The organism is Pseudomonas sp. RA_15y_Pfl1_P11, assembly GCF_963970975.1.
Classification (GTDB): domain Bacteria; phylum Pseudomonadota; class Gammaproteobacteria; order Pseudomonadales; family Pseudomonadaceae; genus Aquipseudomonas; species Aquipseudomonas tritici.
Genome location: NZ_CAXAOY010000002.1, coordinates 74,209 through 99,948, shown reverse-complemented (window position 1 = coordinate 99,948; position 25,740 = coordinate 74,209). Strand labels below are relative to the sequence as shown.

Annotated in this window: 24 protein-coding genes; 5 read left to right on the top strand and 19 right to left on the bottom strand. The window is 61.9% G+C overall.

Annotated features, from left to right (window positions below):
* Positions 1–39 precede the first annotated feature (39 nt).
* From AACY44_RS02665 to urtA, 10 genes are all read right to left on the bottom strand, one after another.
* A complete protein-coding gene (locus AACY44_RS02665; protein ID WP_339415718.1) occupies positions 40–345 on the bottom strand; it encodes an urease subunit beta in 306 nt (101 codons plus the stop codon).
* The gene (locus tag AACY44_RS02660; protein ID WP_339415720.1) at positions 342–875 is read right to left on the bottom strand and encodes a GNAT family N-acetyltransferase; all 534 of its coding nucleotides are present in this window, start codon (positions 873–875) and stop codon (positions 342–344) included. Before AACY44_RS02660 ends, AACY44_RS02665 begins: the two co-directional genes overlap by 4 nt.
* 5 nt (positions 876–880) lie before the next feature.
* On the bottom strand, positions 881–1,393 hold the full coding sequence (locus tag AACY44_RS02655) for a GNAT family N-acetyltransferase (RefSeq protein ID WP_339427233.1): 513 nt from the start codon (positions 1,391–1,393) through the stop codon (positions 881–883).
* A 10-nt stretch (positions 1,394–1,403) separates the two neighbouring features.
* On the bottom strand, positions 1,404–1,706 hold the full coding sequence (gene ureA, locus AACY44_RS02650) for an urease subunit gamma (protein WP_339415724.1): 303 nt from the start codon (positions 1,704–1,706) through the stop codon (positions 1,404–1,406).
* A gap of 87 nt (positions 1,707–1,793) precedes the next feature.
* The gene (locus tag AACY44_RS02645) at positions 1,794–2,633 is read right to left on the bottom strand and encodes an urease accessory protein UreD (RefSeq protein WP_339415726.1); all 840 of its coding nucleotides are present in this window, start codon (positions 2,631–2,633) and stop codon (positions 1,794–1,796) included.
* A 30-nt stretch (positions 2,634–2,663) separates the two neighbouring features.
* On the bottom strand, positions 2,664–3,362 hold the full coding sequence (urtE, locus tag AACY44_RS02640; protein ID WP_339427231.1) for an urea ABC transporter ATP-binding subunit UrtE: 699 nt from the start codon (positions 3,360–3,362) through the stop codon (positions 2,664–2,666).
* A 52-nt stretch (positions 3,363–3,414) separates the two neighbouring features.
* Positions 3,415–4,248 (bottom strand): urea ABC transporter ATP-binding protein UrtD, encoded by an 834-nt coding sequence (gene urtD / locus AACY44_RS02635; protein ID WP_339415728.1) that lies wholly within the window; start codon positions 4,246–4,248, stop codon positions 3,415–3,417.
* On the bottom strand, positions 4,245–5,312 hold the full coding sequence (gene urtC, locus AACY44_RS02630; RefSeq protein WP_339415730.1) for an urea ABC transporter permease subunit UrtC: 1,068 nt from the start codon (positions 5,310–5,312) through the stop codon (positions 4,245–4,247). The genes urtD and urtC overlap by 4 nt, the downstream gene beginning before the upstream one ends.
* Complete coding sequence (urtB, locus tag AACY44_RS02625; protein ID WP_339415732.1) at positions 5,312–6,814, bottom strand: urea ABC transporter permease subunit UrtB; 1,503 nt, start codon at positions 6,812–6,814, stop codon at positions 5,312–5,314. Before urtB ends, urtC begins: the two co-directional genes overlap by 1 nt.
* A gap of 76 nt (positions 6,815–6,890) precedes the next feature.
* On the bottom strand, positions 6,891–8,156 hold the full coding sequence (urtA, locus tag AACY44_RS02620; protein WP_065874307.1) for an urea ABC transporter substrate-binding protein: 1,266 nt from the start codon (positions 8,154–8,156) through the stop codon (positions 6,891–6,893).
* Positions 8,157–8,472: 316 nt separating this feature from the next.
* Between urtA and AACY44_RS02615 the strand changes: the two genes are divergently transcribed.
* Positions 8,473–13,080: a DUF4329 domain-containing protein gene (locus AACY44_RS02615; RefSeq protein WP_339438029.1), complete on the top strand. Its 4,608-nt coding sequence runs from the start codon at positions 8,473–8,475 to the stop codon at positions 13,078–13,080.
* An 18-nt stretch (positions 13,081–13,098) separates the two neighbouring features.
* Here AACY44_RS02615 and AACY44_RS02610 read toward each other — a convergent pair whose 3' ends face one another.
* The 9 genes from AACY44_RS02610 to cbiE form a co-directional block, all read right to left on the bottom strand.
* Entirely contained in the window at positions 13,099–14,481 is a 1,383-nt protein-coding gene (locus tag AACY44_RS02610; RefSeq protein ID WP_339427227.1) for a PepSY-associated TM helix domain-containing protein, read from the bottom strand.
* A gap of 116 nt (positions 14,482–14,597) precedes the next feature.
* Positions 14,598–16,667, bottom strand: a complete 2,070-nt coding sequence (locus AACY44_RS02605) for a TonB-dependent copper receptor (protein WP_339506200.1) — start codon at positions 16,665–16,667, stop codon at positions 14,598–14,600.
* A 93-nt stretch (positions 16,668–16,760) separates the two neighbouring features.
* Positions 16,761–17,162 carry a DUF2946 domain-containing protein gene (locus AACY44_RS02600; protein ID WP_339415739.1) on the bottom strand — a complete coding sequence of 134 codons (402 nt, stop codon included), beginning with the start codon at positions 17,160–17,162 and terminating at the stop codon, positions 16,761–16,763.
* 11 nt (positions 17,163–17,173) lie between these two features.
* Positions 17,174–17,656 carry a copper chaperone PCu(A)C gene (locus tag AACY44_RS02595; protein ID WP_339415741.1) on the bottom strand — a complete coding sequence of 161 codons (483 nt, stop codon included), beginning with the start codon at positions 17,654–17,656 and terminating at the stop codon, positions 17,174–17,176.
* A gap of 45 nt (positions 17,657–17,701) precedes the next feature.
* Positions 17,702–18,097 (bottom strand): DUF2946 domain-containing protein, encoded by a 396-nt coding sequence (locus tag AACY44_RS02590; RefSeq protein WP_339427226.1) that lies wholly within the window; start codon positions 18,095–18,097, stop codon positions 17,702–17,704.
* A gap of 419 nt (positions 18,098–18,516) precedes the next feature.
* Positions 18,517–18,840, bottom strand: coding sequence for a helix-turn-helix domain-containing transcriptional regulator (locus AACY44_RS02585; protein ID WP_049710234.1), 324 nt, complete (start codon positions 18,838–18,840; stop codon positions 18,517–18,519).
* Between the two features lie 5 nt (positions 18,841–18,845).
* Entirely contained in the window at positions 18,846–19,178 is a 333-nt protein-coding gene (locus AACY44_RS02580; protein WP_339415743.1) for a type II toxin-antitoxin system RelE/ParE family toxin, read from the bottom strand.
* Between the two features lie 56 nt (positions 19,179–19,234).
* Positions 19,235–19,960, bottom strand: coding sequence for a cobalt-precorrin-6A reductase (locus tag AACY44_RS02575; RefSeq protein WP_339415745.1), 726 nt, complete (start codon positions 19,958–19,960; stop codon positions 19,235–19,237).
* Positions 19,957–21,162, bottom strand: coding sequence for a precorrin-6y C5,15-methyltransferase (decarboxylating) subunit CbiE (gene cbiE, locus AACY44_RS02570; protein ID WP_339415746.1), 1,206 nt, complete (start codon positions 21,160–21,162; stop codon positions 19,957–19,959). Before cbiE ends, AACY44_RS02575 begins: the two co-directional genes overlap by 4 nt.
* 38 nt (positions 21,163–21,200) lie before the next feature.
* Here cbiE and cobG point away from each other — a divergent pair, with 38 nt between their 5' ends.
* Genes cobG through cobJ form a run of 4 tightly spaced genes read left to right on the top strand, consistent with a single transcriptional unit; the run spans position 21,201 to position 25,534 of the window.
* A complete protein-coding gene (cobG, locus tag AACY44_RS02565) occupies positions 21,201–22,547 on the top strand; it encodes a precorrin-3B synthase (RefSeq protein ID WP_339415747.1) in 1,347 nt (448 codons plus the stop codon).
* Complete coding sequence (locus tag AACY44_RS02560; protein ID WP_339529755.1) at positions 22,540–23,166, top strand: precorrin-8X methylmutase; 627 nt, start codon at positions 22,540–22,542, stop codon at positions 23,164–23,166. The genes cobG and AACY44_RS02560 overlap by 8 nt, the downstream gene beginning before the upstream one ends.
* Positions 23,166–23,897 carry a precorrin-2 C(20)-methyltransferase gene (locus AACY44_RS02555; RefSeq protein ID WP_339415749.1) on the top strand — a complete coding sequence of 244 codons (732 nt, stop codon included), beginning with the start codon at positions 23,166–23,168 and terminating at the stop codon, positions 23,895–23,897. The genes AACY44_RS02560 and AACY44_RS02555 overlap by 1 nt, the downstream gene beginning before the upstream one ends.
* A complete protein-coding gene (gene cobJ, locus AACY44_RS02550) occupies positions 23,897–25,534 on the top strand; it encodes a precorrin-3B C(17)-methyltransferase (protein WP_339529753.1) in 1,638 nt (545 codons plus the stop codon). The genes AACY44_RS02555 and cobJ overlap by 1 nt, the downstream gene beginning before the upstream one ends.
* Positions 25,535–25,740: the final 206 nt, after the last annotated feature.

The window sequence follows — 25,740 nt, the reverse complement described above, 5'->3', positions numbered from 1 at the left end:
CTCTTTCTTGCAGCTTGCAGCTTGATGCTTGCAGTCGACCTAAAGCTCGCCCATGACTCTTCCCGCAAACCCATAAACTCGCCGCATTCCGCTCAGGTCGACGAGTTCGACAGTCCTCGCCTGCCCCGGCTCAAACCGCACCGCCGTTCCCGCCGGAATATTCAAGCGCATGCCACGGCTTGCCGCGCGGTCAAACGTCAGCGCGTCATTGGTCTCGAAAAAATGGTAGTGCGAACCCACCTGGATAGGCCGGTCGCCGCTGTTGGCCACACTGAGGGTGACGGTGCGCCGGCCCACGTTGAGTTCGATGTCGCCAGGCTGGATCTGATATTCGCCAGGAATCATGCAGGTTGCCCCAGGGTCTTGAAGTAGATAGCGGTCGGGCTGTAGCGCCCGTCCGGGCGTTGGCAGTAGTCGGGCAGTTCGCCGATCTTGGTGTAGCGCAGCGACTGGTAGAAGGCTTCGGCGCCGGAGCCAGCCTCGGTGTCCAGGTACAGCAGGCCACGTTTGTGCTGGCGGGCAGCGAGTTCCAGGGTGTTCATCAGTTGCTGGCCCAGGCCATGGCGCCGTGCGCGGCTGTGCACCAGCAGTTTTTGTACTTCGGCGCGGTTCAGGCCGTTGGCTTTCTGGCACAGCGCCAACTGCACGCTGGCGATGACCTGCTCGTCGCGCACCACCACCCACAGCAGCAGGCTGGCGTCTTCAATACTCGCCTGCACGCCGTTCAGATACGCACGCGCTTGAGCCTCATCGAAATCGGCCATGAAACCCACTGAAGCGCCATGCTTGACCGCGTCCAGCAACAGCTCGATCAAGCCCAGGCGGTAGTGGGCAAAACTTTCAGTATGGACTCGACGCAGTTGAGCCGCGTTCATCGATGTCACTCCTGGGGCGGTTCTGCGCCCGGATTCAAGGCAAGCTGCATAAAGGTGAGGTCGAGCCAGCGGCCAAACTTGATACCCACTTGCGGCATCTGCCCGGTGGTGATGAACCCCAGGCGTTCATGCAGGCGGATCGAGGCCTGGTTGCTGCTTTCGATGGCGGCGACCATCACGTGTTTGCCGCAGGTGCGCGCGCGTTCGATCAAGCCTTCCATCAGGCGCGGGCCCAGGCCCTTGCCGCGTTGGTCGCTGCGCACATACACCGAGTGTTCGACGCTGTAGCGGAAGCCCTCGAACGGGCGCCAGTCGCCAAACGCGGCGTAGCCCGTGACTTCGCCGTTTTCCACCGCCACCAGGACCGGATATCCCAGAGCCTGGCGCGCGCTGAACCAGGCTTTACGGTTGGCCAGGTCCACCGGTTGTTCGTTCCAGATCGCCGTCGTATTCAGCACCGCATCGTTGTAGATGTCGCGAATCGCAGGCAGGTCCTGCTCGGTTGCATCACGAATCATGGCCGGCCTCTTACGCAATGGGTTGGTGGACGGTGACCAGCTTGGTGCCGTCGGGGAAGGTGGCTTCGACCTGGACATCCGGGATCATTTCCGGGATGCCTTCCATCACCTGCTCGCGGCTGAGCAGGGTGGTACCGTAGTGCATCAGCTCGGCCACGGTGCGGCCGTCGCGGGCGCCTTCCATCAAGGCGGCGCAGATGTAGGCGATGGTTTCCGGGTAGTTGAGCTTCACCCCGCGCGCCAGGCGGCGCTCGGCTACCAGGCCGGCGGTGAAAATCAGCAGTTTGTCTTTTTCCCGTGGGGTCAGGTCCATGGTTCAAGGTCTCTCTTAGGCAGCATTCTTATCAACAATGGAGATCCCGTGTGGGGGCGAGCAAGCCCGCTCCCACATGTTTGATCTTCATGTGCTCCAGATTCTCGGTGATACCGCTTCCCTGCCTAATACGGCCGGGCGCAACACGCGCCATAAATCGATCAGCCACCCCCGTGCCAGCAGCGCTTCGCTGGCCAAACAACGGGCCACCAGCAAGCCGGGCAATTGGGTGAGGTCGCCGCGTACCGCGTTGGGCAGGGCGCGGCAGGTTTCCAGTAATTGAGGGTCAATATCGGCGGTCAGCAACAGCGTGGCAAACACCGGTTGCCCGTCCAGGCCGATAGGTGAATCGAGCAAACCGTCGGCGCCCACAATGCGCTGGCGCTCATGCCAGAGCAACTGGCCGTCGCGGCGTATATCCAGGTGCGACTGGAAGTGGCCCAGGTCAAAACGCTCGCCACTGGCCGGGCGACCGAGGGCGACCACGTCCCAGTAGAACAGCCGCGCATCGCCTTGCAGCTCAATGCGCGTGGTGAGTTCGGCCTGGGCGGCGCTGAATACAATGGTTTCCTGGGGCAGCCACTCCAGCGTCGCGCCGGCTTCGACCCTGAGGTCGAGCTGCTGAAACGCCGGCCCGTTGGCGCGGTACCACTTGGCCGCGCCGGGGCTGGTCAGCTGCGCCCAGGCACCGGCACCGACGTGGGCGCTGATGTCCAGGCGATCGCCACCGGCAATCCCGCCCGGCGGGTGCACGATGATGTGCTGGCACACCTCGGGGCCTTCGGCGTACAGGTGTTTTTGCACGCGCAGCGGGCCGAGGTGGCGACGCATCACCGGGCGCGTGGTGTCGCCGAAACGCGCGTAGCCGAGTTCCAGCTCGGCGTGCCAGCTGGGGGTGAACAGGGCGCAAGTAAGGGGCAGGTTCATGGTGTGTGCTTATCGTCAGGACGCTACAGGTTAGATCGTAACCAGGCCGCGTACACCCTCGTTTTCCATATTTTCACCACGGCCCTGCTGCACGATTTCACCCCGGGACATCACCAGATACTGGTCGGCCAGTTCCGCGGCAAAGTCGTAGAACTGCTCGACCAGCAGGATTGCCATATCGCCACGCTCAGCGAGTTTCTTGATCACCGCGCCGATCTCCTTGATCACCGACGGCTGGATGCCTTCGGTGGGCTCATCGAGGATCAACAGGCGCGGACGGCTGGCCAGCGCCCGGCCGATGGCCAGCTGTTGTTGCTGGCCGCCGGACAGGTCACCGCCACGGCGATGCTTCATTTGCAGCAACACCGGGAACAATTCGTAGATGAAGGCGGGCACTTCCTTGGCTTCTGAGCCCGGAAAACGCGAGAGCCCCATCAGCAGGTTTTCTTCCACTGTCAGCCGGCCAAAAATCTCCCGGCCCTGGGGCACGTAGGCAATCCCGGCATGCACACGCTGATGCGGCTTGACCCCGGTGATGACCTTGCCTTCCCAATTCACCACGCCTTCCTTGGAGGGCAGCAGACCCATCAGGCATTTGAGCAGAGTGGTCTTGCCTACGCCGTTACGGCCCAGCAGGCAGGTGACTTCGCCGATCTTCACGTCAAAAGACAGCCCGCGCAGGATGTGGCTACCGCCGTAGTATTGGTGCAGGTGTTGTACTTGTAGCATTGGAACTCCGTTAGTTAGGCTTCAAGCGGCTTGCGACTCAAAGCTGGCCGATTTATCTGCCCAAATACACCTCAATAACCCGCTCATCGGCCTGCACCTGCTCCAGCGACCCTTCGGCCAGCACGCTGCCTTGGTGCAACACGGTCACGTGGTCGGCAATCGAACCGACAAAGCCCATGTCATGTTCCACCACCATCAGCGAGTGCTTACCCGCCAGGCGCTTGAACAGTTCGGCGGTGAATTCGGTTTCGGCGTCGGTCATGCCCGCTACCGGCTCGTCCAGCAGCAACAGTTGCGGGTCTTGCATCAGCAGCATGCCGATCTCCAGGAACTGCTTCTGGCCGTGGGACAGCAAGCCGGCCGGGCGCTGTGCCGACGCGGTGAGACGGATGGTGTCGAGCACTTCATCGATACGGTCCTTCTGCTCGCCGCTCAGGCGTGCGCGCAGGCTGGCCCACACCGATTTATCGGTCTTCTGCGCCAGCTCCAGGTTTTCAAACACGCTCAGGGCTTCGAATACCGTGGGCTTCTGGAACTTGCGCCCAATGCCAGCCTGGGCGATCTGCACTTCGCTCATACCGGTGAGATCGAGGTTTTCGCCAAACCAGGCGGTGCCATGGCTGGGGCGGGTCTTGCCGGTGATCACGTCCATCAGCGTGGTCTTGCCCGCGCCGTTGGGGCCGATGATGCAGCGCAATTCGCCGACGCCGATGTACAGGTTCAAATCGTTGAGTGCCTTGAAGCCATCGAAGCTGACGCTGATGTCTTCCAGGGTCAGGATGGTGCCGTGGCGGGTGTTCAGGCCCTTGCCGGCGGCCTGGCCAATGCCGATGGCATCGCGGCCGCTGCCTGCGTCGAAAATAGGTTCAAGCATGACGTTCCTCATTTCTTCAGCAGACCGATAACGCCCTTGGGCAGGTACAGGGTGACGATGATGAACAGCGCCCCGAGGAAGAACAGCCAATATTCCGGGAAGGCCACGGTGAACCAACTCTTCATGCCATTGACCACCCCTGCGCCCAGCAGCGGGCCGATCAACGTCCCGCGCCCGCCCAAGGCCACCCACACCGCCGCTTCGATCGAGTTGGTCGGCGACATTTCACTGGGGTTGATGATGCCCACTTGCGGCACATACAACGCCCCGGCCAACCCACACAACACCGCGCTCAACACCCACACGAACAGCTTGAAGCCACGTGGGTCGTAGCCGCAGAACATCAGGCGGTTCTCGGCGTCGCGCAGGGCGGTCAGCACCCGACCGAACTTGCTCTTGGCCAGGCGCCAGCCGATGTACAGGCTCGCCACCAGCAGCAGCACCGTTGCCACAAACAACACCGCCCGCGTGCCCGGCTCTGTAATCCCAAAGCCGAGAATGCTGCGGAAATTGGTGAAGCCGTTGTTGCCGCCAAAACCGGTCTCGTTGCGGAAAAACAGCAGCATCCCGGCGAAGGTCAGGGCCTGGGTCATGATCGAGAAATACACGCCCTTGATCCGCGAGCGGAAGGCGAAGAAACCAAAGACCAGTGCCAGCAGACCGGGCGCCAGCACCACCAGGCACATGGCCCAGAGGAAGTGCTCGGTGCCGACCCAGTACCAGGGCAATTCGGTCCACGAGAGGAAGGTCATGAACGCCGGCAATTCATCGCCGGACGCCTGGCGCATCAAGTACATGCCCATCGCATAGCCGCCCAGGGCAAAGAACAAACCGTGGCCGAGAGACAACATACCGGCATAGCCCCACACCAGGTCCAGCGCGAGGGCGACGATGGCGTAGCAGAGAATCTTGCCCACCAGCGTCAGCGTGTAGGCCGACACATGCAGCGGGTGTTCCGGCGACAGCAAGGAACACAACGGCAGCGCCAGCAGCAGGGTCAGGATCACTGCGCCGACGGCAACCGTCACCTTGGGGCCGGCCTTTTGCGCGGCCGTAAGCATCAATGGCTGGTTCATCAGTCGATCACCCGTCCTTTCAGTGCGAAGAGTCCCTGCGGGCGTTTCTGGATAAACAGAATGATCAGCGCGAGGATCAGGATTTTGCCGAGCACGGCACCGATCTGGGGTTCCAGGATCTTGTTGGCGATGCCCAGCCCGAAGGCGGCCATGACACTCCCGGCCAACTGGCCGACGCCGCCGAGCACCACGACGAGGAACGAGTCGATGATGTAGCTCTGGCCCAGGTCCGGGCCGACGTTGCCGATCTGACTCAGCGCCACACCGCCCAACCCGGCAATGCCGGAACCCAGGCCAAACGCAAGCATGTCCACGCGGCCTGTCGGTACGCCGCAGCACGCGGCCATGCTGCGGTTCTGGGTCACGGCACGCACGTTGAGGCCCAGGCGGGTTTTGTTCAGCAGCAGCCAGGTCAGCAGCACCACGCACAAGGCGAAAGCGATGATCACAATGCGGTTGTACGGCAGCACGAGGTTGGGCAGCACTTGAATCCCGCCCGACAGCCATTCGGGGTTGGACACTTCGACGTTCTGCGCGCCGAACACCAGGCGCACCAACTGGATCAGCATCAGGCTGATGCCCCAGGTGGCCAGCAGGGTTTCCAGCGGTCGACCGTACAGGTGACGAATCACCGTGCGCTCCAGCGCCATGCCGATGGCAGCGGTGACAAAAAACGCCACCGGCAGCGCGATCAGCGGGTAGAACTCGATGGCTTGCGGCACGTAGCGCTGCATCAGCATTTGCACAACGTAAGTGGAGTAGGCGCCGAGCATCAGCATCTCGCCGTGGGCCATATTGATCACGCCGAGCAGGCCGAAGGTGATCGCCAGGCCCAGGGCCGCCAGCAACAGAATCGAGCCCAGGGACATGCCGCTGAAGGCCTGGCCGAGGAGCTCGCCGACCATCAACTTGCGTTTGACCTGGGCCAGGCTGGTTTCGGCGGCGGTGTGCACGGCGGCATCGGTTTCGACGCCTGGGGCCAGCAGCGCCTCAAGGCGGGTGCGGGCCAGCGGGTCGCCGGTGTTGCCGAGTAAGCGCACGGCGGCAAGGCGCACCACGGGATCGGGGTCGACCAGTTGCAGATTGGCCAACGCCAGGCTGAGTGCCGTGTGCACGTCCTCGTCTGTTTCGGCGGCGACCTGCTTGTCGAGGAATTTCAGCTGCGCAGGTTGCGCGCTTTTTTGCAGGGTTTGCGCGGCGGCGAGGCGCACCTTGGGGTCGGCGGCGAGCAGTTGCTGGCTGGCCCGTACGTTGTCGATCAAGCCGCGCAGACGGTTGTTCAGGCGGACGGTTTTGATCTCGCCGTTGACGGTGAGTTGGCCTTGTTGCAAGGCGTCCACCAACTCGATACGCGCCGGGTCAGGCTGCGCAGCCCAGTCCTTCAGGAGCTTGGCTTGTTGGGTCGGGTTGGCAGACAGGAAGTCTTCGGCGTCGCTGGCGTGTGCGGCCAAGGGCAGCAACAGCAGCGCGGCGAGAATGAAGCGGTAGAGGGCAGTGGGCATAACAAAGTGTCCTGATCATGCGCGGTCTAACTGTGGGAGCCAGCTTGCTCGCTCCCACAGTTAGACCGGGTCGGGCTTAGTTACTTTTCACCGCATAATCCGGCTTCTTGTCATTGCCAGGGATATACGGGCTCCACGGCTGCGCCCGGATCGGCTCCTGGGTCTGCCACACCACCGAGAACTGCCCGTCAGCCTGGATCTCGCCGATCATCACGGGTTTGTGCAGGTGATGGTTAGTCTTGTCCATGGTCAGCGTGAAGCCGGACGGCGCAGCAAAGGTCTGCCCGGCCAGTGCTTCACGCACTTTGTCGACGTCGGTGGACTTGGCTTTTTCAGCCGCCTGCGCCCACATGTGGATGCCCACGTAAGTGGCTTCCATCGGGTCGTTGGTCACGGCTTTGTCGGCGCCCGGCAGGTTGTGTTTCTTCGCGTAGGCTTTCCAGTCGGCGACGAATTTCTTGTTGACCGGGTTCTCCACCGACTGGAAGTAGTTCCAGGCAGCGAGGTTGCCCACCAGCGGCTTGGTGTCGATGCCGCGCAGTTCTTCTTCACCCACGGAGAACGCCACCACCGGTACGTCGGTCGCTTTCAAGCCCTGGTTGGCCAGCTCCTTATAGAACGGCACGTTGGAGTCGCCGTTTACGGTGGAGATCACCGCGGTCTTGCCGCCCGCCGAGAATTTTTTGATGTTGGCCACGATGGTTTGGTAATCGGCATGGCCGAACGGGGTGTAGACCTCTTCGATATCTTTATCCGCTACGCCTTTGGAATGCAGGAACGAGCGCAGGATTTTATTGGTGGTGCGTGGGTACACGTAGTCGGTGCCCAGCAGGAAGAAGCGTTTGGCGCTGCCGCCTTCTTCGCTCATCAGGTATTCCACTGCCGGAATCGCCTGCTGGTTCGGCGCCGCACCGGTATAGAACACGTTTGGCGACATCTCTTCGCCCTCGTATTGAACCGGGTAGAACAGCAGGCCATTGAGTTCTTCGAACACCGGCAATACCGACTTACGCGACACCGATGTCCAGCAACCGAACACCACGGCGACCTTGTCCTGAGTCAGCAACTGGCGGCCTTTCTCGGCGAACAGCGGCCAGTTCGACGCCGGGTCGACGACCACAGGTTCGAGCATTTTGCCGTTTACCCCGCCCTTGGCGTTGATCTCGTCGATGGTCATCAACGCCATGTCTTTGAGCGACGTTTCGGAGATCGCCATGGTGCCGGACAGCGAATGCAGGATGCCGACCTTGATGGTCTCGGCAGCCTGGATCGTCCAGGTCATGCCCATGGCGGCAATGGATGCCGAAAGAGTGAAAGCCTTGATCAAGCTGCGACGCTTCATGGTGCGATCTCCGTGACCGATATTTTTATGGGTGGCAGATGAGGGACGTTGCACAGGTGATAGCAAGGGGTGTGCCGAAGTCGCAAAAGCCTTGAACAGACGGCGTGGAGGGGTAGCGCAAGGGTGCGTAGCGCACCAATGTGGCTCCCGGTTGCAGCGGTTGGGCACGCGTCTGTGCCGTAATGGTGCGCTGCCAACGCCCGGACAACGGTGAGCGCTGATCCCGGTGGCTACTTATCTACCGATTGGAAGACGCCCCCCGCCGCAAGAATGAGGGGCCGGGCGCTATGCCCAGGCATTCTTTCAAGGAGTTGAAATGGCTATCAGATTGTCACGTGAAGAACGCGCTGCGAGTTCGAACCGGGGGGCGGCCACGTTGCCGCCGCTGAGCCCTGCGTTTGTGAATGAGGCGGACGCCGCCTACTGGGCACACCAGGCAATCGGCGACCGGCGCGACGTCGAATACGGCGGGGTGATTGTGCGCAACCCCGCCGGTGACTATTTCGCGACTCAGCCGGTGCCGGGTGGGGGGATGCAGTTTGATCTGCGCGCGGTATTGGGCATCGGTGCCGATGGCTACTATCTTCAGCCAGCGGGCTATACCTGTGTCGCCAGCTACCATTCGCACCCCGCGCAGCACGCTGCGATTCTGCAGAAAAACCCCAGTTTTGATGAGCGCATGGCCAAGGCTTTCCTGGGGTTCTTGTCTGGAGTGGACTTTTACCGGGATGTGCATGACCGCGATTTTTTCCCGTCATCCTACTTGTCCGGCCCGGATGGTTCATTGATTTGCCATACCCCCGCCGGTTCACCGGCGGAGTTCAGCTTTGCGTTGTGGGTGCAGGCTGGAAAACCGCCCAACAACCCGGTTGGGGTGTATGGCAGCTTTGATCAGTTCGTCAAAAAAGTTTCCAGCTTCGGCTCGTTAAGCCTGGTTGTGCCTACCGCATTGTGGGGTGGCTCCGTGGGCCGAGTGCCGGCCGATTGGGTGGTTTTCGAACCCTTTACGTCATCAGCGCTGACCGAGCAGCCGTTGTTCACTGCCGTCTTCGACCAGGTGCCGTTGGCGCTGGCGGCGGCGCTCTCTACACCGTCGGCACAGCCTGCGGAGCCGCACGTTGGCGTTGTGCTCAAGCACATCAGCAAGGACCGTTATATCGCGACCCTCGCGTCGCCCAAGCGTGAGCCTTTGTTTGCGCTGGATGCGTTGTTTCCAAAGGGGCCTGGCGGAGCGTTGGTGTTGCCTGCCCAGTATCGTCTGGAGGCCATTTACTTCAATGACTGGTACGAGAAGGATGCCGTGGCGGCGAAAGAGCGCTGGCTGGCCAGCGCGTTCTTTTCTCCTGCACAGGTGGTGGCCGCTATTCGTCAGGGGCACAGTACGCTGGCCCTGCAAAACCCCAGTCGCGGTCTTGACCTCTACATGCGTGCCCATGACGACGCGTTGCTTAAACTCAAGGTGCCGTCGACAGCACGGGTTACCGAACTGTTCAAGTCAGATAGCGACGGCGTAATCAGTGACAACGGCGCCCAGGCTGCACTGGTCGCCGGTACGCTGACACCGCGCAACTATTTACGCAGGGTGATCGAAGCCACTGAACTGTGGGTGGTGCAGGCGGGTAAGTTATGGCGTGATGTCGGGCGCGTGGATACGCACTCGCCGCTGTTGGCCCCGGAGTATCCGCCGGCCTTTGGCCGCTCGTTTCTCAGTGCTCGTGATGCGGCTCTGCACGCCCATGAACAAATCGGCAGCCGACGCAGCCTCTATTACGGCGGGTATGTGCTCAAGGGGGTAGACGGCCGTTTCGTGGTCACGCCGCCCCTGGAAAGCATGGGACATCCGTTTTCGTCCACGCTGTTTTTTCCCGCGGGTGACCAAGGGGCGCTGATCCCGATGGAGGGTTATGAGCTGCACGCCCGCTACGGCTCGCATGTGGCGCTGTCGATGGTCCATCCGAACTGGGTTATGCGACGTGGCTGGACGCAGGAAGAAGCGCTGATCAACCTGCAAGTGTTTTCCGATGACGAGATGTACTCGATCATCTCGGATGAAAGGGTGGCCTACCTGTCCGGGGCGCAAGATTGTTTGTTGGAGTTCGCCCCGAATCATTCGCCTCAGGAAAAGTTGCTGCTGGCCAATATTGGCCCGCTGGCTGGGGAGAACCGACTCGGGCGGCGACTCGATCGCGGTGATATCAGGCCGGCCGATTGGGTGCGGAGACTGGCGGTTGCAGGGGAGTTCAAAATCATCCAGGGCAACAAGTTGTGGGGCCCACGTGGGGCCGTCTACAGTGATTGGTCGCCCAACTTCACCTATGCAGCCAGGTTCGGACCACTCGATTACGTCCTCTACAGTGCCGTGTTCTCCAGTGGCGATGATGCTGCGCGTAACCTGCATGCGCGTTTGCAGGGACGCACAGTTCCCGAGCCGGCCTGCTATGCGTACATCCTTAAGCATAAAGACCTGCCGCAGTACATTGCGACCGAAGCGGTAGGCGCCGTCAACGCAGGTGAGCTGTTTAAGTTCAATCGCTTGTTCTCTCGCAACCTACGTAATGAGCCGATATTGCCCGAGGGCTATGAGATGCACGCCTTGTTCCGGTCGCAGCATTGGTCGCCGCCGTGGCTGAAGGGGGCGAATGCGTGGTTGACGCTGTATTTTGTAAGGCCGGGAGTATTGCTGGCCGCGTTGACCGAAGGCCTGCGCGATAGAGCGCAGAGTCTGCCGGTTTACTTTTCCAACTTGGACGGTGCGCTTTTGCGCTATCAGCCATCATTGATCGACGTGAAAGTCGGTGGCCTGGCGGACAACCTGCTGGGGCTCGCAAGCATGCAGTTGGAGTCCGGCAAGAAAACGGCGTTGGAGTTTGTCCGGGAATGGATCGCCAAGGGCATGCTTTACGTGGTGCGCGGCAGTCAGCTCTGGGATACGAGCGGGCAGGTCAAGCCGACGTGGAGCGGCTATGAAACGCTGGCGCCTCGACGCCTGAGCCCGGCGTTTGCCTCAGCGGATGATGCGGCACGCCATGCCGCGGTTGCGGTTGGCAGCAGGCAACGCCGGACCTACGGCGGCGTCATCCTCAGGCTGACCAATGGCCTGTTTGTGGCGACTGAACCGTTGGTGGTCCCGGCTCAAGGCCCAACACTTGACTGGATCTACCCTGACCCTGTGATTGCGACTGGGCTCTATCCAGGGGGCGCGACCCTTGCGGCTTTCTATCAGTCCCGGATGGAACAGGAGGTGCAGATACTGTTGTCGGCGTCTCAAAAAGCCCTTTATCAAAGCATGATCCCCACGGCGGTTTTGTGCAGGCTGCTGACCCGTGAAGCGCACGTTAAACGCCAGTATGTGTTCGGGCCAAATGGCACGATCCTCAGTTACCAGTTGACGAACGATGTCGAGGAAACGCTGTTGAGAAACAAGTTGGCCGCTACATCCCCTGGCGCTGGCGACTTGAGTGATAACCCTATCGAACGACAACTGCGCAGTGGAGCACTGCTACCGCAGGCATTTATCGATCAGGCGGCACGGGCCGGCGATTTGCGTGTGGTGGAAGGCAATGCAGTGTGGGGCAGTCCCAGGCGGATACAAATCGGGTTTGTGCCGAATCAGTACCGCGCTGCCCCATTGGAGGTGCGCGATGCTGGAGCCGACTCACCGTGCGGCCCGATCTTTACTCGCGCACTCGATGCGGTTCGGCATGTCTACCGTAATTGGAACGCACAGGCTCAGGTTGCCGTCGGTTATGTGCTCAAGGCGTTTGGCAAGGAGTTGTACATGACGACCCTGCCGCTTGTCAGAGACCGTTATGACGATTTGAAACCGGTCTTTGTCAAGGGCCAACTCCCCCAAGGCTATGTGTTGGCGGGTTTGTACCTGTGTGCGTCGACCGAAACCATCGCTGCCGCCGACGATGAAATGGCTCAGCACTTCTTTGCCCCTCCGGTCATCTCCAAAGCGTTGTCATTCATGACGACGCCACGCAACGGCGAGGCATTGCCGCTGTACCTGCTATGCGCTGACCGTGCACTGCTTTGGTATACCGTGCCCAAGACCGCGCCCGTGTCCGAATGGGCAAGGAATGTGAGCCACGATTCGGCGCGACTGCGCGATGGCTCATTAACCGTACGCGACTATGTGCGCCGGCTGGCAGCCATGGGGGAGTTGCGTATCCGGCTCACCAGTGAAATATGGGGCCGCAAGGAGCGGGTCACGACGCGATGGTGGCCCAAGCGGTCGCCGCATTCGTTCACTGCCGACCCCCATTTCCATTCATTCTGCGGGCCGTTGTTTTTTTATGCCGATGACGCAGCCCGTTACGCTCAGCGATTGATCGCGCCCTTTGCCGGTAAATCGTATTTAGGCGCGGTGTTGATGCCTGCGAAAATGACCGGGTTTGTCGCGATCGATCCCGTGGAGGACCGGTCCGGTTTTGGTAACAGTACGCTGGAGTTGCTGTTCTGGAAGGGGCATGCCGGGTTCGACGTGCCGGCTGAGAATGTGCTGCGTAATTACAAAGTTGCGGCGGTGCATGCCTTCTACAAGTCAATCCCGTCGAGGCCCAACCTCAAGCCGCTTGACCTCGTCCTGTTACCTAATTTTATCTCCCACGACGTACTGAACAGCTACCTGTCTGTGGTGCTGAGTAACCAGCCCGACGCCGGGCGTATTTACCTGTCCTGCCAGGGGGGGGCCCTACTCAAGTACATACCGGCGCTGACGGCGGCCGAGTCGATGATGCTCAGCGCCCGGCCCGCGCCTTCCCCGAGTGCGCTGGTCAGTCGTTTGAGGCGACTGGGCAGCCTGTCGGTGCTGGTCACTGATGCTTTCTGGAGAAAGCGTGGGCCGTTGGGTGATGAATGGGCAGCGATAGATCCGGATGCAGGCGAGCTCTGGTATGGCCATCAAAAAGATGAGCTTTGATGACGGCGTTTGTGCGCTTCATCGTGAACCTGAGACCGGTTGATGCTGGCCAAAAAAGCGTGACAGCACCAGGCGGTCCAGCGCCCACACGACGATCAGCGATGCACCCACCAGCGGAAAAATGATCGCCAGCCCGAGCATGATCACCATCGCGGTTTTCCATTTCGGCAGGTCATGGCGTAACGGCGGAACTCCCAGGCCACCCTGTGGCCGACGCTTCCACCAGATCACCACACCGCTGACGGCGCTGAGCAGGATCATCAGGCAGATCAGCAACACGATGATCTGGTTGATCGGGCCGAACATCTTGCCTTCGTGCAGCATCACGCCGGTTTCGGTGGCGCGGGCGACCAGGTTGTAGTGCGCCCAACGCACATCGGCGAGTACCTTGCCGGTGTACTGGTCCACATGCAGGGTGGCGTCGTTGCGCGGGTCGTTGGCGAACACCGCAAGGGTGAACACGCCTTCGGCGGTGGTAGGGAAGGTGATGCTGTAGCCGGGCTCGACCTTGCGCGCGGTGGCCAGGTCGACCACCTGTTGCAGGCGCAGGGTCGGCGCTGCCGGCGCTGAGTGCATCGCGCCGTGGTTCATGTGCTCGGCGTGGTCGCCGGACATGGGCATCGGGGTGTTTTCCAGGGCCCAGGGCACGGTCTGTTGAGTGGCGGTGTTGAGCACGCGCGCCTGTTGATCGGACTGCGGCACGTCGTTCCACATGGCCGCCGGGAATGTGTTCCACAGGTCAGCGTATTGCTTGCCCCAGAAGCCGGTCCAGGTCATGCCGCTGAGCAGCATCACCAGCAACAGTGACGCGCCCCAGAAGCCGGTGACCGCATGCATGTCGCGCCAGAACACCCGGCCACGACGGCTGAAACGCGGCCACAAAACGCCTGCCGAAGACTTGCCGCGCGGCCACCACAGGTACAGGCCCGATACCACCAGCATCACCCCCCAGCCTGCGGCGAGTTCCACCAGACGGTCGCCGACGGTACCGATCATCAGCTCGCCATGCAGCGCACGGGCGATGGCTTGCAGGTTGTATTTCGAGTCCTGCTCACCGAGCACGGTGCCGCGATACGGGTCGACGAAGACCGTTACTTCGCGGCCGCCGTTATGCATCACGAACTGCGCGCTGCTGGTGGCGTTGGCCGGCGGCAGGTATTTGCTGATTGAGCCCTGAGGGTAAGCGGCCTTGGCGCGTTGCAGTTGTTCGTCGGCGCTCAGGGCATGTTCGGCGGCTGGCACGGTGAGCAGGTTGCCGTACATCAGCGGGTCGAGCTGGGGTTTGAACAGGTAGATGATGCCGGTGAGGGCCAGCAGCACCATGAAAGGGGCGACGAAGAGGCCGGCGTAGAAGTGCCAGCGCCAGGCCAGGTTGTAAAAGGAGATTTTTTGAGTGCTCATCAGGTGCTCCGCAAAGGCTTTAAAAGTTTTTGTCAGTTGTGCCGCCTTCGCGAGCAAGCCCGCTCCTACATTTGAAATGCATTCCAACTGTGGGAGCGGGCTTGCTCGCGAGGCTTTTAGAAGCTCATGTCCACCTTGGTCCACAGGGTACGACCAGGCTCCTTGATGGCCTGCGGGTCATTGGCCGGGTAGCCGAACCCGGCGTTGCCGGCCAGGTTCAAGTGCTCGGCGTAGGCCTTGCCAAACAGGTTGTCGACGCCGGTGCTGACCTTGAAGTGCTTGTTGATGCGGTACGTCGCGTTCAACGAGAACACGCCGAAACCGCCGCTCTTGTCGAAGTCCTTACCGACCACGTTGCCCTTGTTCTGGTCGATGCGATTTTGCGCGGCGACCACGCGCCACAAGGCGCCGGCACTCCAGTCATCCTCGCTGTAGGTGAGGCCCAGACGTGCGTCCAGCGGCGGCATTTGCGGCAGCGCCTTGCCGTCGCTGCTGTTCTTGCCCCAGGCGTAGGCGAGGGTGGCGTCGGCTTTCCAGTTGCGTGTCAGCTTGTACGCCGCGCCCAGTTCGCCGCCCATGATGCGGGCGTCGACGTTGCGGGCCTGGGAAGTCGTGCCCATCATCCCTGGCCGGTAGTCGAACAGGATGAAGTCCTGCACCCGGCCGATGTAGCCCGAGGCCCAGGCTTCAAGCGCCTCGGCTTTGTATTGCGCGCCGAAGTCGAGCTGGGTGGTTTTCTCCGGCTTCACACCGTCAAAGGCATTCGCCGAACCAGCCGCGCCGGTGTTGGGGGAAAACAGCTCCCAATAATCCGCAAAACGCTCCGAGTGGCCCAGGCCCGCGTAGAGGGTGGTGGGGCTGTCGGCCAGGTCGTGTTCATAACGCACGAAGCCCGATGGCAAGGTGTCAGCGCGGGTGTCGTCGGCGGTCGGATTGGCGCGAGTGCTCATGCCGGAGCCTGTGGTTTGCCGGAAGTCCTTGGCCGAGGCACGATCCAGGCGTGCGCCAGTGATCAGGCGGTCGCGGTCGGCGGCGTACCACGTGAGTTCGCCGAACACGCCGTAGTTGTGGAAGTTGGCATCCTTGACCTTGGGCAACTCCTTGTAGGTGTCGATGCCCATGCTGCTGCGCTGGCGGTGTTCGTTGGTCTGCGCGTCCAGGCCGCTGATCAGTTGCACATCGGCCCAGCGCCAGGTGGCCTTGATCCGCGCGCCGAGGGTACGCCGGTCGACGTTGGAGGCCATCGGCCCGGCCATCATGCCGGTGCCCGACGGTGTGCGCAGGCTGTAGTTGTCCATCACGTGGTCAGCGTAGTTGTAGTAGACCTGGGCCTCGACCTTATCCAGCACCTCGCCGATGTTGGATTTTTCGAAACGCAGCCCCAGGCTTTCGCGCAGGAACTGCGAGCCGTCCATGCCGCGCCCGGCGTAGCGTGCCTCGCCATCGCCACGGCCGGCGGTGAGTTCGAGCAGCGTGTCGGCGCCGGGGGTGAAACCGACCGCTACATCACCGTTCCACTTGTCATAGCGCGAGGCGACGGTGTCGTTATTGCCGTCCTTGTAGTCATCGGCATGCGCCTGGTTGCCGACCACGCGCACATAGCCCAAAGGCCCGCCGGCAGCGGCATCGATGACCTTGTCGAAGCGTCCGTTGGCGCCGGCCAGCACACTGGCATTGAGGCGCGTGCCCAGCTCGCCGAATGTCTCCGGCTCGCGCTCGAACAACACCGTGCCGGCGGATGCGCCGGGCCCCCAGAGTACGGTTTGCGGGCCTTTGATCACGGTGAGCTTGTCGTAGGTTTCCGGCGAGATGTACGAGGTCGGCGCATCCATGCGGCCGGGGCAGGCGCCGAGCATCATGCTGCCATTGGTGAGGATATTCAGGCGTGAGCCGAACATCCCGCGTAGCACCGGGTCGCCATTGGTGCCGCCGTTGCGCACCAGCGCGAAGCCTGGGATGGTCTTGAGGTAGTCACCGCCGTCACTGGCGGGCACGGGTTGGCGCGGGTCCTTGGGGTTGGTGACCACGGTCAACGGTGAGCTGGGAGCGATTGCGGTGATCACGGTGGGGCTGAGCTCGTGCTCAGCATGCTCATCGGCATACGCCTGTGGAGCCAGGAGTGCGCCGCATAGAACGGCGAACACAGGCGTGCTTCCCAAACGGGTGTCAGCAGAAAACCTGGACATGACAAATTCCATCAATCAATCGTAAACAACACGGCCAGCAGCCTGCGGCTGTCTGTCTAAAGTCGGCCGGGGTGAAGTAACGGTGTGAAGTGCTTACGAAGCGATGGGCGGCGCGCGGCTGCGGGCGCCGGGGAAGATGCTCTGCCGGGCGTGGCCCAGGCGCGTTGCGGGGACAAGGGCGTTGGCTGGCGGCGGGGTGCCTAGGGTGACGTGGGAAACGCTGCCGGGCAGGGCGGGGCAGCTGAAGAGCAGGTCGCAATAGCCGCACTTTGCCCAGAGTGCGTGGTGTTCGTCAGGGGCCTTTTTGTGATGGGAATCGCCATGGTCGCCTGGCATCTCCATCGACATGCTCATCGACATACCGGCGTGATGATCCATCGGCATCGCTTGGGAAATCAGCGGACCGATAAAGATCATCAGCATGGCGAACAGGCTGATCCAACTGCCGCGCATTACGCGGTGGCGTGGAGACAGCCTGGCGCGAGGGGCGCCCATCTGGAGTCTGCCTATTGGGCGTGTTTATGCGCGTGTGTGGCCATTGGCGGCACTTTCTGTACCGACACTTGCACCTCGACCTTGCCGGCCTTTTCGAAGGTCAGGGTCAGCGGGAATTGCTTGCCGTCGGCCAACAGGCTGCGATCCTTAAGGCCCAGTAGCATCACGTGATACGCCATCGGCGCAAAGGTCAGCTCGCCCTTGGCGGGGACGGCGACGCTGGGCACCTGCTGCATCTTCATCAAGTCGCCCTGCATCACATGCTCATGCAGCTCGGCCTTGTCGGCCACCGGCGTCTCGACGCTGAGCAGACGGTCCGGGGTCACTCCGGTGTTATGAATCACGAAATACGCCGCGACAGTCGGCGCGTTGGGCGGCAACTCCTGGGACCAGGGGTCGCTGACCAGCAAGTCGCCGGCCTTGTAGTCATCGGCATTGGCAGCACTGAACACCGGCAGCAACAACGCGGCCAGAAGCAGGGAAGATTTAAGCATGGCAGTTCTCCAGAACGGTTCTAAACGCAGTTCACTTGCGAAGGATCAGACCGTTGGAGACGCGCGCGGGTTGAGACTCGGCCATTGCTGGCGCGGGGTAGGGTTTTGCAGCTGGGGCGGCGGCAGGCTTTGCACCGCCTCGAACCGCGTGACATACAACTGCGGCATATGCCCCGGCAACGCCACCAACGGCGCCGAGCCCGAGCAACACCAGCAATGCTGCATGGCGGAGTGATCGTCCTGTTGCGGCGCCGGAATTTCCAGCTTGCCCAGGGCGATGGTCTTCAGGCTGGCACCATTGGAGGAGCAGAAACTGCCCCACATCAAGCGTTTGATCGGATCGTCTGATTGCTGCATCGCGCTGGCCATCGGCATGGCAAAGGCGTTGAACAGCGCTGCCAGGCAGGCGATCCAAGCGATTGCAAAGCGTTGACGGGCCATGGCGGATAATCCGTAGGGTTAAACGATCAGGGGGATATTTAGCCTGATCGGTGGGGATAAGTAAAAAGTGTGGGTGTGGTTTGGTGTCGCAGTGACTGGTTACAGGATAGACGGGAACCACGGATTGCCAATTTTTGCAGATTAGGCGCGATGCTCAAGGCGCTGCGCAAACCTGTGGGAGCTTGCTTGCCTGCGATGGCATCGGGATCTGCGCATTTTTTAATGGCTTAAGAGCAATTTGTAGTGAGCGGGCTTGTCCCGCGCTGGGGACTGCGAAGCGGCCCTAAAACCTGGCATCGCGTGTTACCTGAAAAAACGCGGTGGCCTTATTGGGGCCGCTTCGCAGCCCAGCGCGGGACAAGCCCGCTCACTACATTGTGTCGACAGCGTCGACACAATGGGTGACGTAGAGTCGCAAATTATGCAGTGGGAACTCCGTGGACCTGCATATCAACACCCAGTGCTTTTCTAATCACCGCAAAAATTGCCGCGAGGTTATCCATGCTTGGATTGCCACTGGCCGACAGCATTCGGTGCAGGCTTTTACTCGGTTTGGCCGTTTCTTTCGCAAGGCCTTCAAAGCCTACTGTGGCGTTGACCAGATCACGCAGAATGACACGTGAAACTTCCGGCTCACCATTGAGAAACAACGTAGCAGCCTCATCAAGGAGAGCCTGGGCAAATTCAGGGTCGCGCTGAGCACGTTCGGCGATGGTGTGTTTGTAGCTGCGGGTGAGCGCCATGTCGGTTACCTCTGTTGTTTCAATTTCTTGTCACGCTGATGTTCATTGATCAGCGACTTCACGACTTTGATATCGCGTTTTTGACTGGACTTGTCGCCACCACCGAAAAGGATGATTAATCGGTGGGCTTCTTGTATCAGATAGATTCGCAGGCCTGGTCCCCAGTCGATGCGGTATTCGCCCAACCCATCGAACCACTTGATGTTGCTGGTGTTGCCCATTTCAAGTCGAACCAAAGCGGTGGAAACTCTGGTGGCTGCCGGCACACTCAAGGATGAAAACCACTCATTGAACGGGCTGGACTGGTTATCGCGTCGGTATTCTTCAATCTCAATCATTAGCCGTCCTGAAGGTAACAAATAGGTTACTAGTCAAGCAAGCGAGCGATCCTGACTTACCGAATGAAATTTGCCAACGCGGTGAGTGTTTCATCAGGCGACAAGAATTCCCGATCTACTTGAGCCAGCACGGGCCGCTTCAACACCAGTACCGGTACTCCGCGCTCCCGTGCCACTTCCAGCTTCGGCTCGGTCGCGGTGCTGCCGCTGTTCTTGCTGATCAGCACATCAATCTGCCGTCGCTCAAACAACGCCCGTTCGTCTTCGATCAAAAACGGCCCACGCGCCCCGATCACTTCACACCGCTCATTCCCCGGATACACCTCCAGCGCGCGCAGCGTCCAGAACTGGTCCTGCGGGATTTCATCGAGGTGTTGCAGCGGTTCGCGACCCAAGGTGAAAAGGGGGCGCTTGAAGGGCTTCAACGCTTCGATCAATTGAGCCCAATCACTGACCTCACGCCAATCATCCCCCGCCTGCGGCCGCCACGCCGGTCGGCGCAGGGCCCAACACGGTACACCGCACACCTTTGCAGCCTCGGCGGCATTGCGGCTGATCTGCGCGGCATACGGATGGGTCGCATCGAGCATCAGGCTAATCCCCTCATCCCGAACAAACTGCGCCAAACCCTCAGCGCCACCGTAACCGCCGACCCGCACTTGGCAGGTCAGGTCAGTAGGCACGCGGCCAACGCCGGCCAAACTGTAGATATGTTCCGGGCCCAAGGTCCGTGCAATGGCCAGCGCTTCAGTCACGCCGCCCAGCAGCAGGATGCGTTTCATCGCGGCTTGACCACTTCCAGCAAGGTGATCGGCAACGCCTGGCGCCACGTATCGAATTCCCCCAGCGGCTGAGCCTGAGCGACATGGATGCGCGTCAGTTCGCCGCCATGCTGGACGCGCCAGTTCATCAAGGTCATTTCACTTTGCAGGGTCACTGCGTTGGCGACCAACCGGCCGCCAGGACGCAGGTGTTGCCAGCAGGTGTCGAGCACGCCTTCGCGAGTAACGCCGCCGCCGATGAAGATGGCGTCCGGTGCTTCCAGGTCGAGCAACGCATCGGGGGCCTTGCCGCGAATCAGTTGCAGGCCGGGCACGCCAAGGGCGTCGCGGTTGTGTTCGATCAGGCCTTGGCGACCCTCGTCGGCTTCAATCGCCAGCGCACGGCAACTCGGGTGTGCACGCATCCATTCAATCCCGATGGAGCCGCTGCCCGCGCCCACATCCCACAGTAATTCGCCGGGCATCGGCGCAAGGCGGGCGAGGGTCATGGCGCGGACATCGCGTTTGGTCAGTTGGCCGTCGTGTTTGAACGCCGAATCCGGCAGGCCGGCGAGGCGCGACAGGCGGTGTGTGTCGTCAGACACCAGGCAGTCGATGGCGACGAGATTCAAATCGGCGACCGAGGTGTGCTCCCACGACTGCGCCAGCCCGTCGATACGCCGCTCATTCGCGCCGCCCAGGTGTTCAAACACAGACAAACGGCTAGGGCCGAATCCGGACTCACTCAGCAACGAGGCAATCAACGCAGGGCTACGCCCGTCATTGCTCAACACCAACACGCGCACACCACTGGCCAGATGCGCCTTCAACGCCGCCAACGGCCGCGCCACCACGGATAGCGTCACCACCTCCTGCAACGGCCAACCCAACCGCGCCGCCGCCAACGATACCGACGAAGGCGCTGGCAAAATCAGCAGCTCATCCGCCGTCACCTGTCGCGCCAAACTCGCCCCCACGCCGTAAAACATCGGGTCGCCACTGGCCAGCACACACACAGGCTCGCCTCGCCGCGCCAGCACAGGCTCCAGCGAAAACGGACTCGGCCACATTTCGCGCTCGCCACGAATGCACACCGGCAACAGGTCCAACTGGCGTTGACCCCCTATAATCCGCGAGGCGCGCAACAGGGCATGCCGGGCATTCCTGCCCAGCCCTTTGAAGCCGTCTTCACCGATGCCTACAACCGTCAGCCAGGGCGACATATGAATTCCTTGAACGACATCCGACGGGCAGGCTTTTCATGCCGCCGGACAAAGCAGGCATAATACCGCGCCTTTACCCGCGAACCGGTAGCCCCGTGAACCAGACGCCCGCTGTGAATACCTTGCGCCCCTCGGCTTGTCCGGGGTTGCTGCGTATTGTCCAGGCGCTGGACGGCGGCATTTGCCGGATCAAATTGGCTGGCGGATCAATCACCGCCGCGCAAGCCCACGCGGTCGCCGACGCGGCCCAGGCCTATGCGGGTGGGGTGATCGAGGCGACCAACCGCGCCAACCTGCAGATTCGCGGGATCGGCGCCGAGCAGGACGCGTTGATTGCCATGCTGCTGTCCGCCGATCTCGGCCCGAGCAACGCCGCCGGCGACGATGTGCGCAACCTGATGCTCAGCCCCAGCGCCGGTATCGACCCGCAGATGCTGTTCGACACCCGCCCGCTGGCCGATCAGATCCTCGCCACCCTGCAAAACCACCCACGTTTCCATGAGCTGTCGGCCAAGTTCGCTGTGCAGTTGGATGGCGCAGAGGCCCTGGCGATGCTCGAACATCACCATGACCTGTGGCTTTCGGCGTTTGTACGCGAGGGTGAGACGCTGCTCGCGTTCGGCCTGGCCGGTTGCCCGGGGCTGGATGCGCCGCTGGCGGCAGTGCCTCTGACGCAAGGCCACGCGCTGGTGGTGGCCGTGCTGGAAGTATTTTTAGACCTTGCTACCCCAGAGCAGACCCGAATGCGCCATCTGCCTGTGGATACTTTGCTGAGCCGTCTAACTCTGCCGCTGCTGCCAGTCGACAGCTTCCATCGCCCGCCCAGCGGCGCTTTGCTGCACCTCGGCACTTATCCACAAGATCAAAAAAATCAGTTCTACGTCGCCGCCATCGCACCTCTGGGTCGCCTGGACTCGACGATGCTCAACGGCGCCGCGCAACTCGCCAGCGAGTACGGCGACGGCACCTTGCGCTTCACCCCCTGGCAGGGCGTGCTACTGCCCTCCGTCGAAAAACCTCACGCCGTGACCGAACGCCTGGCGCAGTTGGGCTTTCTCTGCTCCATCGACCAACCCCTGGCGCGCATGAAAGCCTGCACCGGTTCCAGGGGGTGCGGCAAAGCCCTGGCCGACACCAAGGCTGATGCGGTGCAACTCGCCGCGCTGAAACCCGATCACGACGTGCACCTGTCCGGCTGCCCACGTTCCTGCGCCGCTGCGCACGTCGCGCCGGTGACTTTGCTGGCCGTGAGCCCCGGCCACTACGACCTCTATTTCCGCGAAGCAGCCCATCCCGGTTTCGGCCGGCTGCACGCGCGCAACCTTTCCATTGAAGCGACGGGCGCCTTGCTGCGCGCTCGCCCACGGAGCAACACCGATGATTGATTACATCCGCGACGGTCAGGAGATCTATCGCAACTCCTTCGCCATTATTCGCGCGGAAGCCAAGTTGGACCGCATCCCGGCCGACCTGGAAAAACTCGCGGTGCGCGTGATTCATGCCTGCGGCATGGTCGATGCCATCGACGGCCTGCAGTTCTCCGAAGGCGCAGGCAAGGCCGGGCGCGATGCGTTGGCCGCTGGCGCGCCGATTCTGTGTGATGCGCGGATGGTGTCCGAAGGCGTGACCCGCACGCGCCTGCCGGCCAATAACCAAGTGATCTGCACCCTGCGCGACGACAGCGTGCCGGAGCTGGCACGGGCGTTGGGCAACACCCGTTCCGCTGCCGCCCTGGAACTCTGGCGCCCGCACCTTGAAGGCAGCGTGGTGGTGATCGGCAACGCGCCGACCGCGTTGTTCTACCTGCTGGAAATGCTCGATGCCGGCGCACCGAAACCGGCGTTGATCCTCGGCTTCCCGGTAGGTTTTGTGGGCGCCGCTGAATCCAAGGCGATGCTGGCCGCCGACAGCCGCGGCGCGCCATTTGTGATCATGCAGGGCCGCCTGGGCGGCAGTGCGATGGCCGCCGCAGCGGTGAATGCCCTGGCCACGGAGGTCGAATAATGCAGGCACGCGGACGTTTGATCGGCTTGGGCGTTGGCCCCGGTGATCCCGAACTGATCACCCTCAAGGCGCTGCGCCTGCTGCGCGAATCGCCTGTCGTGGCGTACTTCGTGGCCAAGGGCAAGAAGGGCAACGCCTTCGGCATAATCGAAGATCACCTGGTGCCGCAGCAGACCCTGATGCCGCTGGTGTACCCGGTGACCACCGAAGCGCTGCCGGCGCCGATGTCCTACGAGCAAGTGATCAGCGATTTCTACGACGCCGCCAGTGCCGACGTCGCCGCGCATTTGGACGCTGGCCGCGATGTGGCGGTGATCTGCGAAGGCGACCCGTTCTTCTACGGCTCCTACATGTACCTGCACGACCGTCTCGCCGAACGCTACGAAGCGCAAGTCATCCCAGGGGTGTGCTCGATGCTAGGTGGCGCCTCGGTGCTGGGGGCGCCGTTGGTGTATCGCAACCAGAGCCTGTCGGTGTTGTCAGGCGTGTTGCCACATGACGACCTCAAGCGTCGCCTGGCGGATGCCGACGCGGCGGTGATCATGAAGCTGGGCCGTAACTTCCCCAAAGTGCGTCAGGTGCTCGCAGAGCTCGGCCTGGCCGGGCGTGCGCTGTATGTGGAGCGCGCGACCATGGCGAACCAGAAAATCGTGCCGTTGGACCAGGTGGAGCCGATGTCGTCGCCGTACTTTTCGCTGATCATCGTGCCTGGCGAACGGTGGCAAGGTTGATGCGCCCGGCGATTGTCATCCTGGGGCAGGGCAGCCTGGCCACTGCGCGCCAGATCCAGCAGGTTTACCCTGGCGCAGTGATCCACGGCTTGGCCGCACGTGTTGAAGGGGCTGACCAGGCCTATAGCGAGTTCGGCGCGACCCTGCGCCAGCTCTATCAACAAGGCACGCCGCTGATTGCCCTGTGCGCCGCCGGCATCGTCATTCGCACCCTGGCGCCATTACTGCTGGAAAAAGGCGAAGAACCCGCCGTGCTGGCCGTGGCCGAAGACGGCAGTGCTGTAGTGCCGTTGCTCGGTGGCCTTGGCGGGGTGAATGTCATGGCCCGCGAAATCGCCGCTGCCTTGAACGTTGCCGCTGCAATCACCACCAGTGGTGAGTTGCGTTTCGGCACCTGCCTGCTCAATCCGCCCGCGGGGTATGAACTGGCGGATCTGGAGCTGGGTAAGCGTTTTGTCTCGGACCTGCTGGCCGGCGAAAGCGTGCGCATCGAAGGCGCGGCGCCGTGGCTGGCGCAGGCCAACTTGCCGCAGGATCAACAGGCGCGCCTGGCGATTCTTGTGGGCAGCGCCGAGCGCACGCCGGCGGCCAATGAGTTGCTGATCTATCCGAAGAATGTATGTGTGACCTGCAAACCAGGCGCTCAGTTGGGTGAGCGTGTGCGCAGGGCATTGCATGAGGCGGGTATCGCCGTGCAATCCCTGGCCTGCTTGCTGGCCAGTGATACGCAGATGGCCGAAGCATCGTTGCATGAAGCGGCTCTGGAACTCGGCGTACCGCTGCGGTTTGCCAGCGTTACCCAGAACGCCGATATCCTCATCAACGTTGCCGAGCAACCGCTGGACTTGGCGCAAATCGGTCGCCCCCGTGGCCGACTGGCCGTGATCGGCCTGGGCCCTGGGGCTGCCGAATTGATGGTGCCGGCGGTGAAAGCCGAACTGGCGCGTTGCAGCGACGTGCTTGGCTACGAAACCTACGTGCGCATGGCCGGGCCGTTCCGCGACGATCAGGTGCAGCACTGCACCGACAACCGCGAAGAAATGCAGCGTGCGCGCCACGCCTTCGAGCTGGCCGCGCAGGGCCGTTCGGTGGTGGTGGTGTCGTCCGGCGACCCTGGCGTATTTGCCATGGCCGCCGCGGTTATCGAGGCCTTGCACGAGTCCAGCGACCCGGCCTGGCATCAGGTCGACCTGGAAATCCTGCCCGGTGTCTCGGCCTCCCTGGCCACCGCCGCCCAGGCCGGTGCGCCGTTGGGCCATGACTTCTGCGTGATGTCGTTGTCGGACAACCTAAAACCCTGGTGGATCATCGAAAAGCGCCTGGACCTGGCGTCCCAGGCCGATCTCGCCCTGGCGTTCTACAACCCGATTTCCCGTTCGCGGCCGTGGCAACTGGGGCGTGCCCTGGAAATCGTCGCGCTGCATCGCACGCCGCACACGCCGGTGGTGCTGGGCCGCGATATTGGCCGTCCGGGGCAGACTTTGCGTGTCACCACGTTGGGGCAACTGACGCCGGACCAAGTGGACATGCGCACCATGGTGCTGATCGGCTCGTCCACCACCTGCACATTCCCCCGTGCCGGTGGCGGTGAATGGGTATACACACCGCGCTGGTACGGCGAGAAAACTGCCTGCTGAAAACGGCCCGCAGGTTGCCGGAAAGCTCCGAATGATCCAGGGATTTTCCTGGCGTTGTTCGGGGCTTTTTCTTTTTTTTGCGACGACGTCTGGAAACTCACCCGTTACGCCGCGCGATTGCTGGACGCGGTGGTTTGACGAGGTGCGTCAAGGGATGTTTGTCGTCTGGCAAGCCCGTCGGTGGGTGGACTAGGGTGGACATAAGC